This is a genomic window from Streptomyces sp. NPDC030840, assembly GCF_055572015.1.
The window spans coordinates 21,774-34,396 of the sequence record NZ_JBVIEE010000026.1 but is presented as its reverse complement, the minus strand read 5'-3'; the positions used below and the strand labels follow the sequence as shown (position 1 = coordinate 34,396).

Sequence of the window (12,623 nt, the reverse complement as noted above, 5' to 3'; positions counted from 1 at the left end):
GGGTGCCTCACTCACCGCGGTCCCGCGCGTGCAGGGCAGCCGCCACCACCGTGCGGGACTGGTGCTCGACCTGGTTCTCCAAGGGCACCCAACGGGCCTTGAAGCGCTCCGCGAAGGCATCGCTCCACTGGGCGACGAGCTCTTCGAGGCGCGGCGCGGCCCGGTCGTCGGCCTCGCTCAGGACCCGCAGCAGCATCGCCGCCGCCCGCAACGGCAGCCGGCGCCCGAACGCGTCCACACTGCCCACGTACGCCATCGAGGTGTCCGGCGGCTGCCCCCGCACCCAGTCCGCCGCCAGCCCCGGCACCAGGTCCAGCGCCCACTTCGCGGCGCGCAGCAGCGGCCCGTCCGGGCCGGGAAGCCGGGGGCGTGCCTCGGTGAGGATCCGCTCCACCTGACGCGCGTCCCGCAGCAGCCGCCGGGCCAGGTCCCGCAGGGCCGCGGCCGGGGCCGGGTGCGGGCTGGGGTCGTCCACCAGGTCGCTCGCCCACATCGGCACCTCGACGACCGCGGTCAGTCCGCCGTGGCGGTGGGCGTGGTACCAGGTGCTGTGCCGGGCGTCGTCCGGCAGGCTCGGGTACGCCGAGTCGGCACCCGGCTCGGGCATCACGTGGATGCCCGGCCCCGAGGCGGGCCAGCCGGCCGCGTCGGAGGCGCTCGTCTCCACCGGTATGTTCAGCTCTGCCGCGGACTTGGCGAACGGCTCGGCGAGCCCGGGGATGTCCCTGGTGAGCTGCACCCAGCTGCCGCCGAGATCGGTGCCGTGCAGGGTCACCTGGAGGTAGGGCCGCAGTTCGTCGATGAGCCCGGTGAGCGCGCGGGTCTCGGGCGGCAGCCGGTCGGGGGGCAGCAGGGACGGCGACCACTCGGGCTGCTCGGGCCCGGCGGGACGGAAGAACCCGAGGTGGTAGTCGAAGAGGGTGCGCGGCGCCGGGGTGACGTGCAGGCTCGCCCCGTCCGGGTCGGCGCACAGCAGGAGGTGCCAGGAGGTGTCGGCCCGTAACTCCGGCTCGTGCAGCACCCGTTCGGCGAGGGACAGCAGGGTCGGGCCGCCCGTCGGCTCGTTGGCATGGGCACCGGCGACGACCAGCACCGCGCGCGGCTCGTGGCCCACGGACAGCAGGTGCAGGGGGCGTCCCCCGCGCGAGCGGCCGACCTGTCTCAGGGCGCACAGAGCGGGACGGCGGGTCGCCAGCGCCCGGGCGGACGACTCGAGTTCCCCCACGGTCAAGTAGCGCAGATCCGGCAGCAGACTCACCCCCCGTTCCGACCGCCTGATGTCGCATTCCGCAGTACTCCACGGACCTGAATCGGTGTCAAGGAGGTCGGAGGGGCGGCTCCACGGGGCGCTCGGGAGCACGCGCCGCTCACGGGGAGCAGTAGTACCGCGACGCGGGGCGCCGTCCGGGCCGCCCCCCCCGGCAGCACTAGTCGTATACACGTTCGAGCAGCGCCACCGGCAGCCGCTCGAAGAGTTCCGCCACCCGCACGTCCCCCGTGAACGTGCGCCCCTCGGTGAGCACGTCGGCCCACCGGCCCGGAGGCAGCGCCAGCCGGGTGTCACGCCAGCCGCCCGCGTCGGCCAGCCGCAGCGACAGCCGGGTGACGGCCGTGACGACCTCAGCGGAGCGCGCGAAGGCGACACAGTGCGCCGCGCCCGGCCCCTCGGCGGTCAGCGGCTCGTACGTCGCCGTCTCACCGAAGGCACCCGGCCGCCGCCCGCGCAGCCGCAGGGCCGCCGTAGTGACGCCGGACTTCTCCGAGGGCCGCTCCTGGGGCGCGAACGGCTCCCGGTTGTCCGGGTCCACCAGCGCCCGGTACTCGCCCTCCGTGCCCTGGTAGACGTCCGGCACGCCCGGCATGGTCAGGTGGACCAGGGCGGCGCCCAGGACGTTCGCCCGCACAGGGGGCTCCAGGTCGCTCCTAAGGGCGTGCACGCGGGTGCCTTCGCCCGGGCCCCGCGCCACGAAGTCGGCCACCGCCCGCTCGTAGGAGGGGTCCTGCTCTGTCCAGGAGGTGTGCAGCCCGGCCTCCCGGACGTGCTTCAGCAGTGCCCCCTGGAGGCGCTCCCCGGCCGCGGGGCCCAGCCCGAACGCCGTCTGCCAGGCGGCCCACGCCAGCTGCGCGTCGGGCATGCCGGGCCCCTCCCGGGTCACCTCGGCCAGCGTGTCGGCCCACCGCTGCGGGCACTCGGTGAGCACGGCGATCGCGGCACGCACGTCGGCGCTGCGCTTGGTGTCGTGCGTCGACAGGACGGTGCCCATGGTGGGCCAGTCGCGCTGCACGCGCGCGCAGTAGGCGTGGAAGACCTCCGGAGCGACGGCCGGGCTGCCGGGGTCACCGCCCACCTCGTTCGCCGACAGCAGCGGCACGTAGCGGTAGAACGCCGTGTCCTCCACGGACTTGGCCCGCAGCGCGGACGCCGTCTGCGCGAACCGGGTCCGGAACTCCACACCCCGGGGCCCCTCACCGGCCCGCCCCAGCACCAGGTCCCGCACGGTGTCGACGGCCCGCGACTCCTCCGGCACCGTGAAGACCGCGCGTGCCTCGGCCGCGGCCTCCTCGGTGACGACCAGGGAGGCGTCCTGGGAGGCGTACGGCCGGTACACCTCCAGGCGCACCAGCAGCTCGACGAGTGCCGTGCGCAGCGCCCAGGGGGCGTGGTCGCGCAGGGTGGGGTCGGGCGAACGGTCGCACAACCGGTGCGCGGCGCGCGTGAGCCGCTCGACCTCCGTGGCCAGTTCGTGGTTCAGCACCTTGTACGCCGCGCGCCGCGCCGTCGACTCCCAGTGGCCGCCCCGGTCGGTCTGCGGGGCGGCGAACCGCCGGTACTGGCCGAGGAGTTCACCGGCCCCCGCCGGGTCCGTGAACAGGCCGTCCACGTGCCGGAGCGCGTCGTACCCGGTGGTGCCCGCGACCGGCCAGGCGGCGGGCAGCGGCTCGCCCTCCGCGAGGATCTTCTCCACGACCGTCCAGCACCCGCCCGTCGCCTCGTGCAGCCGCCGCAGATACCCGTCGGGATCGGCGAGCCCGTCGGGATGGTCGACGCGCAGACCCTCGACGACGCCCTCGTCGAGCAGCTGAAGGATCTTGGCGTGCGTCGCGGTGAACACCTCCGGGTCCTCGACCCGCACCCCGATCAGCTCCGAAATGCTGAAGAACCGCCGGTAGTTGAGCTCGGTACGGGCCAGCCGCCACCACACCGGCCGGTACCACTGGGCGTCCAGGAGCTGCGGCAGGGGCAGCTCCTGAGTGCCCTCGCGCAGCGGGAACACATGGTCGTAGTAGCGCAGCTCCTTGCCGTCGACGACGAACCGGTCGATCTCCTGGCCGAGCGGACCGCCCAGCACCGGCAGCAGCACCTGCCCGCCCTGGGCGGCCCAGTCGATGTCGAACCACCGCGCGTACGGCGACTCGGGGCCCTCCCGGAGTACCTCCCACAGCGGCCGGTTGTGCCGGGGTGCCATCGCCATGTGGTTCGGCACGATGTCCACGACCAGCCCGAGCCCGTGGGCCCGCGCCGTGCGCGCCAGCGACCTGAGCCCCTCCTCGCCCCCGAGTTCGCCCCGCACGCGCGCGTGGTCCACCACGTCGTACCCGTGCGCCGAGCCGGGCACGGCCTCCAGCACCGGCGACAGATGCAGATGCGACACCCCGAGCGAGGCCAGATACGGCACGGCCGCCTCCGCCGCCGCGAAGGGGAACCCCGGCTGCAGCTGGAGGCGGTAGGTGGACAGGGGCGCGCTGGCTGACGTCATGAGACCTACGTACCCCCTCGGCACCGGAACCTGCGCCCCCACCGCGACCCTCCCCCCAAGGGCCTACGCCGGCCGCTGCAGCACGGTCAGGCTCCGGTCCACCAGTGTCAGACGGTCTCCCGCCTGCACCTTGGCCCCCGTCTCCGGTGAGACGGCGTCGGGCCGGGACGTGTCGACGACGACCTGCCACTGGCGGCCATGGTTGACCGGGACCACGAAGTCCAGCGCCTTGGGGGAGGCGTTGAACATCAGCAGGAACGAGTCGTCGGTGATGCGCTCGCCGCGGGCGTCCGGCTCGGAGATCGCGTTGCCGTTGAGGAAGACGGTCAGCGCCGACGCCTGGGCCGAGTCCCAGTCGGCCTGTGTCATCTCCTCGCCCGCCGGGGTGAACCAGGCGATGTCCGAGAGGTCGTCGTGGGTGCCCTCGACGGGGCGCCCGTGGAAGAAGCGGCGGCGCCGGAACACCGGGTGGTCCCTGCGCAGCCACACCATGGAGCGCGTGAAGGCGAGCAGGTCGCCGAAGACGCCGCCGTCCTCGTCCGGCCACGGCACCCAGGACAGCTCGTTGTCCTGGCAGTACGCGTTGTTGTTGCCGTTCTGCGTGCGCGCGAACTCGTCGCCGTGGCTGAGCATCGGAACGCCCTGCGACAGCATCAGCGTGGCGATGAAGTTGCGCATCTGGCGGGCGCGCAGGTCCAGCACCTCCGGGTCGTCCGTCTCGCCCTCCGCGCCGCAGTTCCAGGAGCGGTTGTGGCTCTCCCCGTCGCGGTTGTCCTCGCCGTTGGCGTGGTTGTGCTTGTCGTTGTACGCGACCAGATCGTGCAGGGTGAAACCGTCGTGGCAGGTCACGAAGTTGATCGAGGCCAGCGGGCGGCGGCCGTCGTCCTGGTACAGGTCCGAGGAGCCCGTGAGCCGCCCCGCGAACTCCGCCAGCGTGCGCGGCTCGCCCCGCCACAGGTCCCGTACCGTGTCCCGGTACTTGCCGTTCCACTCCGTCCACAGCGGCGGGAAGTTGCCCACCTGGTAGCCGCCCTCGCCGACGTCCCACGGCTCGGCGATCAGCTTCACCTGGGAGACCACCGGGTCCTGCTGCACGAGGTCGAAGAACGACGACAGCCGGTCCACCTCGTGGAACTGCCGCGCCAGAGTCGCCGCCAGGTCGAAGCGGAAACCGTCCACGTGCATCTCGGTCACCCAGTAGCGCAGCGAGTCCATGATCAGCTGCAGCACGTGCGGCGAGCGCATGAGCAGGGAGTTCCCGGTGCCCGTGGTGTCCATGTAGTAGCGCGGGTCGTCCGTGAGCCGGTAGTACGACGGGTTGTCCAGGCCCTTGAAGGAGAGCGTGGGGCCCAGGTGGTTGCCCTCGGCGGTGTGGTTGTAGACCACGTCGAGGATGACCTCGATCCCCGCCTCGTGCAGCGCCCGCACCGCCGACTTGAACTCCAGCACCTGCTGCCCGCGGTCGCCCCAGGACGCGTACGCGTTGTGCGGGGCGAAGAAGCCGATCGTGTTGTAGCCCCAGTAGTTGTTCAGGCCCATGTCCACCAGGCGGTGGTCGTTCACGAACTGGTGCACCGGCATCAGCTCCAGCGCCGTGACGCCCAGCTCGGTCAGGTGCTCGATGATCGCCGGGTGCGCCAGCGCCGCGTACGTGCCGCGCAGCTCCTCCGGCAGCCCCGGGTGCCGCATGGTCAGGCCCTTCACATGGGCCTCGTAGATCACCGTGTGGTGGTACTCGGTGCGCGGCCGCCGGTCGTCGCCCCAGTCGAAGTACGGGTTGACCACGACCGAGGCCATCGTGTGGGGCGCCGAGTCGAGGTCGTTGCGCCGGTCGGGCTCGTCGAAGTGGTAGCCGTACACCTCCTCGCCCCACGTGATGGATCCGCTGATCGCCCGCGCGTACGGGTCGAGGAGCAGCTTCGCGGAGTTGCAGCGCAGCCCGCGCTCCGGCGCGTACGGCCCGTGCACACGGAAGCCGTAGCGCTGCCCGGGCATGATTCCGGGCAGGTACGCGTGCCGTACGAACGCGTCCGTCTCCCGCAGCTCGACCGCCGTCTCCGAGCCGTCGTCGTGCAGAAGGCACAGCTCGACTCGGTCGGCGGCCTCCGAGAAGACCGCGAAGTTGGTGCCGGCGCCGTCGTACGTGGCACCGAGTGGATACGCCTGTCCAGGCCAGACCTGCATGGATACGACTCTTCCAGTTACGCCGCGCCCTGGGGGGCGACTCCCAGACGAGTCTCCCCCAAACTGATGGAACCACCCATGACTTACGTCCCTCTTACTGTTCGACCGGCGCACACGGGGTGCGCCGAACAAGCGGTACCCAGAGATCCTCTGGTGAGACAAGGGGAGTAGGGGGAATTGTGCGGAAGATAGTGCGCCGCCATCTGGGCAAGGTGGTGGCGGGCGCCGGTATCGCGGTGGCGGGGACCGCCGTGATGGTCGGGATCACACTGCCGGGGTCGGTCTCGGCCGACGAGTCCGGCGGCACCGGCCAGGCCGCCCAGCAGGCGGGACAGGGCCAGGCAGAGGGCCAGGCGGCTGTGCAGCCCGGCGTCGTGGAGGAGGCTCCCGACGAGGGCGACAAGGGCATCGGCCTCGACCCGCTCACCGACGACGAGATGAAGCGCGTCGAGAAGATCGCGCTGAACCGGACGCTGTTCAACAGCAGCGAGAACGCCGACGGCGAGCGCGGCCCGGAGCGCGTCAGCGTCGAGCTCGCCGAGCCGAACGAGGACGAACTGGACGACCCGAACGCGCCCCGCCGCGCGGACGTCAGGTTCTACGACTACAAGGACGACACGCTCGTCACCAAGACCGTCAACCTCGACACCGGCAAGGTCGAGACGACGGACACCCGGCGCGGAGTGCAGCCGCCGTTCAGCACGGGCGAGACGGCCGAGGCCGCGCAGCTGCTGATCTCCAGCCCGGTCGGAGCCGGTCTGAAGGCCGACTACAAGGACGCCACCGGCAAGGAACTCACCTCGTCCGACCAGCTGGTCGTCGCCGGCATGGTCTTCCGCGCGGAGGCGGGCACCAAGCCCGACACCCTCGCCAAGTGCGGCGAGCAGCGCTGCGTGCGGCTGTTCACCAAGGTCAAGAACGGGCCCTGGATCGACACCCGCGAGCTGATCATCAACCTGAGCACCCGCAAGGTCGCCAAGCTCGGCTGACCCGGGTATCTCCACTCCTCTCACTTTCCGGACTTTCCTGCTCTGTGCAGGCTCTTCGCAAAGGGAACACTTCCTCATGCGCGTCAACAGAAGCACCCGTGCCCGCACCGGTGCGGCGGTCGGCCTGACGGCGACCGCCCTGGCCGCCGGACTCACCACGGCCGCGGGCCCGGCCACCGCCCAGCCCAAGGCCGCCCCCGCCGTGACCTGGGACTGCAGCGAGGCCTACCGGATCGAGCAGAAGCTCGCCTCCGGCACCACCTGGCGGATGTGCTGGCGTCACGACGCCGACGCCGGGATCATCCTGGAGGACATCTCGTACCAGCCGCCGGGCGAGACCAAGCCGATCAAGGTCCTCACCAACGCCAGGCTCGGCCAGATCCACGTGCCGTACGACGACGGCAATGCCGAGTACGACGACCTGACGGGCTTCAACTTCGGCCAGGGCCAGGTGAACCTGAAGGCGTCCGAGTGCCCCGGCGGCACCATCAAGACCGTGAAGGTCCCGGGCGCCTTCTGGTCGGAGTCCGAGAACGTCAAGGGCCTGTGCACCACGACCCGTTCGCGTGGCCACGCCTACCGCCTGCAGGCCAACTACAACAAGGTCTACCAGGAACAGGGCAAGGACCTGCTCGTCTACGGCGTCAACAAGGTCGGCTGGTACGAGTACATGACCGAGTGGCGCTTCCAGGACGACGGCACGATCAACATGAACGTCGGCGCGACCGGCAGCCTCGCGCCCCTCGACTACGACGCCGGTGACGGCCGCGGCTGGCCGATCGGCAACGGCAACGCCGCGAAGGCCACCAGCCACAGCCACAACGTCTTCTGGCGGCTCAACTTCGCCCTCGACGGCTCCTCCAAGAACCGCATCGAGCAGTACGACTCCGTGGTCAGCGCGCCCGCGGGCCCCAACGAGGGCCCCACCAACAAGACCACCCGCACCAAGGTCACCAAGGAACTCGCCGGTGACGCCAAGAACATGCGCTGGTGGCGCGTGGTCAGCGCGACCGGCAAGAACAAGGACGGTCACGCCCGCTCCTACGAGATAGTCCCCGGCGCCACGCAGAAGTACCCGGGCCGCAGCTACACCAAGCACGACATCTACTTCACCGACTACAAGAAGTGCGAGCAGTTCGCCAGCCACAACCTCGGCAACTGTGCCGCGGGGGCCGGCAAGTCGGTCGACAAGTGGGTCAACGGGGAGACCCTCAAGCACCCGATCACCTGGGTCAACGTGGGCTTCCACCACATCGCCCGGGACGAGGACCAGGAGCCCATGCCGGTCCACTGGCAGGGCTTCTCGATCGTTCCGCGTGACGTCACGGCCCAGAACCCGCTCACTCCGGCCGACCTCGCGGACGTGAACGGCATCCCGCGGAACCCGTAGTCGGGAATTCGACCTGTCCATCCGGCTGCACCGCCCGACGCTCCCGGAGTACCCTTCCTTGATCGTTGAGTAGGGGTGGAGCTCGGGGGAGCGGAAGGCGGTGCGTGGGTGGGCTCGGGAGGGCTGGAGCTGCCTCCTGGTGACGACGGTCACGAGGGGGGCTCCACGGATGTCCCACCCGGCGCGGTGTCCCTGGCACGGCCGATGGAGATGGGTTCCATCGGGCCGGAACTGGACTGGAACGCCGACGCCTGGAGCGAGGTGCGCACGCGCGCCCAGCGGGCCGGCCGCGCCTACATCTGGCTGAACCTCGTCGAACAGCGGCTGCGCGCGGTCGTGGCCGCTGTTCTGCGTCCCATCTACGAACCCGTCCACGGCGACGACTGGGTGGTCGCCGCCGCGGGCCCCGCCGGTCAGGAGTGGGTGCAGCGCGCGGTCGCCGTACGCGAGGTCAGCCGCCGCAAGGGCTACCTGCTGGACCCCGCCGACGACAACGTGCTGAGTTTCCTCACCCTGCCGCAGCTGCGCGAGCTGATGGTCCAGCACTGGCCGTGCTTCGAGCCGTACGTCGACGAGCGGCGCGACGTGGAACTGGCCCTGGACGAGCTGGAGGTCACCCGGAACGTCGTCTCCCGCAACCGCGCCCTGTCCGAGGCGGTCCTGGCCCAGGCCGAACGCGCCTCGGCCCGGCTGCTGGCGATCCTCGGCGCGGGCAGCGACGTGCCGTCCGCGCGGCGGCTGCCCGTCGACGCCGTGGAGTCCCTGGTCGGCGACCGGTACGCGGACGTCGTGGGTGTGCACCCCGACCGGGTGCGGCTGCTGCGGCAGTTCCCGGCGGAGGACCTGTTCGGCGGGGCCCGGCGGCTGGACGCCATCGGGATAGGGCTCAACCTGCTGGTGCAGAACTTCTCCGGCCGAAGACTCGTACGGCTCGCGGAGGCGGGCTGCCGGGTACGGCTGCTGTTCCTGAACCCGGCGTCCAGCGCGGTGAAGCGGCGCGAGCGTGAACTCGGCATAAAGCGCGGCGAGATGAGCCGCGCGGTCGAGATGAACATCCTGCACATGCGCCGCGTGCGCTCCAGACTGCGCGACCCGGGCGCCTTCGAGATCCAGGTCTTCGACGAGACACCCCGCTTCACGGCGTACCTCGTGGACGGCGACGGCTCGGACGGCACAGCGGTCGTCCAGACGTATCTGCGCCGCACCCGCGGCATGGAGGCCCCGGTGCTCGTCCTGCGCGGTGGCCGGCGGCTCCTCAAGCCGGACGAGGCGGGCGAGGGCGGGCTCTTCGAGACGTACCGCGAGGAGTTCGAACTGGCCTGGGCGGACTCCCGGCCGGTGTCGTGACGCGGCCCGGCCCCTGCGGCGGCGCCCGTCGGCACCTCCACAAGCGGAACGCGGTCCTCGGATTGTCAGTGGCCCATGGGAGGGTGGAGGCCACTGGGGGAAAGCACCACCGAGAAGGGGGGCCACCATGGGCTGGCACCGGGAGCTGCTGATCGGCTTCGACCTGGAGACGACCGGGACGGATCCGCGCGAGGCGCGCATCGTCACGGCGGCGGTCGTCGAGCTGAGGGACGACCACACGCTCGGCCGCAGGGAGTGGCTCGCCGACCCGGGCGTGGAGATCCCCGCCGACGCGGTCGCGGTGCACGGCATCAGCAACGAGCGCGCGGCGGCCGAGGGCAGCCCGGCCGACCAGGTCGCCGACGCGGTCGCGGACGTCCTCGTCACGTACTGGAGGACGGGAGTGCCGGTCGTCGCGTACAACGCCGCCTTCGACCTCACCCTGCTCTCCGCCGAGCTCCGCCGCCACGGCCTGCCGTCGCTGCGCGAGCGCCTCGGCGGCATCGACCCGGCGCCCGTCATCGACCCGTACACGATCGACCGCTCCGTGGACCGCTACCGCCGCGGCAAGCGGAACCTCGAAGCGGTCTGCGCGGAGTACGGCGTCGCGCTCACCTCCGCCCACGACGCCACGGCCGACGCCCTCGCCGCGGCCCGGCTCGCCCGCGCCATAGCCGAGCGCCACCCGAAGATCGCGGCTCTCGGCCCGGCGGAGCTGCACCGCCGCCAGATCGAGTGGTACGCGGCGTGGGCGGCCGACTTCCAGGCCTTCCTGCGCGGCAAGGGCGACGCGGCCGCGGTGGTGGACGGCTCCTGGCCGCTGCGGGAGCCGGCCGACGAGCCGGTGCTCTAAGTCCCGTCGGCCAGGCTCGGGGGAACGGCCGGCGATGGGCCGGACCCGGGGCTTCGCCACCCGGGCGCGCAGCGCGCCGACGGACTCGGTGGCCCTTTCGGGTGCGTGGTCGATCAGGCCCTGGTGGATGTCGTACTCGGGTATGCGGGTTCCTGTTCGCCGAGGTGGGGCGGGGCGGAGGCGCGGCGGGCCGTGGCGGGATCGGCCGCGGCTCGTGCCCGGCGTTCGACGGCCTGGCCCCAGTAGGTGCCGGTGACCATCAGGGCCGCGCCGAGGCCGGTGAGGAGAGTGAAGCGTTCGCCGCCGAGGGCGACCCCCACAGCGGCGGCCCAGATCGGTTCGGTACCCAGGAGCAGGCTCGCGCGGCTGGCGGACGTGCGCTGCACCGCCCAGGTCTGCGCGAGGAAGGCGAACACGCTGCAGAACAGGGCGAGGTAGAGCAACTGGAGCCAGGTGGCCGAGTCGGCGCGTGCCAGAGTCGGCAGGTCGCGGGCGGCAAGCGGCAGGAACAGGACCGTGCCGACGACCGTCTGCACCGTCGTCAGGTGCAGGGGCCGCACCGCCCGGCCCGCGGTGAGCCGCCCGACGAGCGCCACGTGCGCCGCCCGCACCACCGCGGCGCCGAGCATCAGCAGATCGCCGCTGCGGGGCGCGTGGAAGCCGTTGCCGGACATGAGGAGCCCGACGGCCACCACGCAGACCCCGGCGGCCAGGAAGAAGCGGGGAGGCAGACCGCCGGGGTGGCCCGAGCGGTCCAGGAGAGGGGTGAGGACGATGGTCAGGCTGATGATCAGTCCGGCGTTGGCGGCGCTCGTGTGGGCGACGCCGTAGGTCTCGACGAGCAGGACGGCGGCCTGGGTGGCACCGAGCGGCAGCCCGGCCCGCACCTCCTGCCGGGTCCAGAGCCGCCGGCCGCGGCGGACCGCGACGAGACCGAGACAGGCGAGCGCGGACAGCGCGTACCGCGCGAACAGGACCAGCAGGACGGGGAGGGCCGCGGTGGCGGTCTGGGCGGACAGATAGCTGGAGCCCCAGACGACGGCGACCAGGAGAAGTACCACGTCGGTACGGCGGGCGTCGGACACGCCCTCACGGTGCCGCACGACCGTACCTGTAGCCCAGGGCCACTTTCTAAAAAGATCATTCAGTTTTCCTACACTGTCGGCATGGACGAGAGACAGCTGAGGATCCTGCGCGAGCTGGGCGAACTCGGCAGTGTCACCGCGGTCGCCGAGGCGCTGCTCGTGACGCCGTCGGCGATCTCCCAGCAACTGCGCCTGCTGCAGCGCTCGATCCCCGTCCCGCTCACCGAGCGGGACGGGCGGCGGCTGGTGCTCACCGAGGCGGGGCAGGCGCTGGCGGGCGCGGCCGTCGAGGTGGAGAGCGCGCTGGCGCGGGCGCGGCACACCGTGGACGAGTTCCTTCAGGTGCCCGACGGCGAGGTCTCGGTGGCCGCCTTCCACAGCGCGGCCACGGCGTTCTTCCCCCTGCTGCTGCGCGGCCTCGGCGGACCGGGCGCACCGCGTGTGGCGCTCGCCGACGAGGACGTCGTCCAGGACGAGTTCCCGCGGCTCACCCGGGAGTACGACGTCGTGCTCGCCCACCGGCTCGACCACACCCCGCCGTGGCCGCGCACGGTGACCACGACGACGCTGCTGCGCGAACCGCTCGACGTGGCGATGCCCGTCGACCACCCGTTGGCGGGGAAGCGGCGGCTGTCACCGAAGGACGTGGCCGACGAGCCCTGGATCACCGTGCACGACGGCTTCCCGGTGCTCGCGACCATCGAGGCCATCGCCGCGGCGGCGGGTCGGCGGCTCCGCCTCGCCCACCGCATCAACGAGTTCGCGGTGGTCGCCGAGGCCGTGGCGGCCGGGGGAGGGCTCGCGCTCATGCCGCGCTGGACCATGCCCCCGCACCCCGCGCTGACCCTCAGACCGCTCAGCGGCGTCCAGGCCCGGCGGCACATCGACGCGCTCCACCGCCCCGAACGCACCGCCCGCAGGGCCGTCCGCACGGTCCTGGCCGAACTCCGCCGCGCCGCCACCACGATCCGCGAGCGGGACGGGCGGGACACCGCGGAGCCGTGACGGGCGCCATCT

At 72.1% G+C, this 12,623-nt stretch carries 9 protein-coding genes; 5 read left to right on the top strand and 4 right to left on the bottom strand.

Annotation, left to right across the window (positions count from 1 at the left end; genetic code table 11):
• Nucleotides 1-7: 7 nt before the first annotated feature.
• The 3 genes from ACZ49J_RS37850 to glgX form a co-directional block, all read right to left on the bottom strand.
• On the bottom strand, nt 8-1,258 hold the full coding sequence (locus tag ACZ49J_RS37850; RefSeq protein ID WP_467455383.1) for a M14 family zinc carboxypeptidase: 1,251 nt from the start codon (nt 1,256-1,258) through the stop codon (nt 8-10).
• A gap of 169 nt (nt 1,259-1,427) precedes the next feature.
• Nucleotides 1,428-3,758, bottom strand: coding sequence for a malto-oligosyltrehalose synthase (treY, locus tag ACZ49J_RS37845; RefSeq protein ID WP_467455384.1), 2,331 nt, complete (start codon nt 3,756-3,758; stop codon nt 1,428-1,430).
• A gap of 63 nt (nt 3,759-3,821) precedes the next feature.
• Nucleotides 3,822-5,942 (bottom strand): glycogen debranching protein GlgX, encoded by a 2,121-nt coding sequence (gene glgX / locus ACZ49J_RS37840; RefSeq protein WP_467455386.1) that lies wholly within the window; start codon nt 5,940-5,942, stop codon nt 3,822-3,824.
• Between the two features lie 179 nt (nt 5,943-6,121).
• Between glgX and ACZ49J_RS37835 the strand changes: the two genes are divergently transcribed.
• From ACZ49J_RS37835 to ACZ49J_RS37820, 4 genes are all read left to right on the top strand, one after another.
• Nucleotides 6,122-6,931, top strand: coding sequence for a Tat pathway signal sequence domain protein (locus ACZ49J_RS37835; protein WP_467455387.1), 810 nt, complete (start codon nt 6,122-6,124; stop codon nt 6,929-6,931).
• Between the two features lie 76 nt (nt 6,932-7,007).
• Nucleotides 7,008-8,321: a copper amine oxidase gene (locus tag ACZ49J_RS37830; RefSeq protein WP_467455389.1), complete on the top strand. Its 1,314-nt coding sequence runs from the start codon at nt 7,008-7,010 to the stop codon at nt 8,319-8,321.
• 108 nt (nt 8,322-8,429) lie between these two features.
• Entirely contained in the window at nt 8,430-9,668 is a 1,239-nt protein-coding gene (locus ACZ49J_RS37825; RefSeq protein WP_467455391.1) for an SAV2148 family HEPN domain-containing protein, read from the top strand.
• A 127-nt stretch (nt 9,669-9,795) separates the two neighbouring features.
• Complete coding sequence (locus tag ACZ49J_RS37820) at nt 9,796-10,521, top strand: exonuclease domain-containing protein (protein WP_467455392.1); 726 nt, start codon at nt 9,796-9,798, stop codon at nt 10,519-10,521.
• Nucleotides 10,522-10,634: 113 nt separating this feature from the next.
• On the opposite strand, the gene ACZ49J_RS37815 is transcribed toward ACZ49J_RS37820, so the two are convergent.
• The gene (locus ACZ49J_RS37815; protein WP_467455394.1) at nt 10,635-11,606 is read right to left on the bottom strand and encodes a DMT family transporter; all 972 of its coding nucleotides are present in this window, start codon (nt 11,604-11,606) and stop codon (nt 10,635-10,637) included.
• Nucleotides 11,607-11,687: 81 nt separating this feature from the next.
• Here ACZ49J_RS37815 and ACZ49J_RS37810 point away from each other — a divergent pair, with 81 nt between their 5' ends.
• Nucleotides 11,688-12,611 carry a LysR family transcriptional regulator gene (locus ACZ49J_RS37810; protein WP_467455396.1) on the top strand — a complete coding sequence of 308 codons (924 nt, stop codon included), beginning with the start codon at nt 11,688-11,690 and terminating at the stop codon, nt 12,609-12,611.
• Nucleotides 12,612-12,623 lie beyond the last annotated feature (12 nt).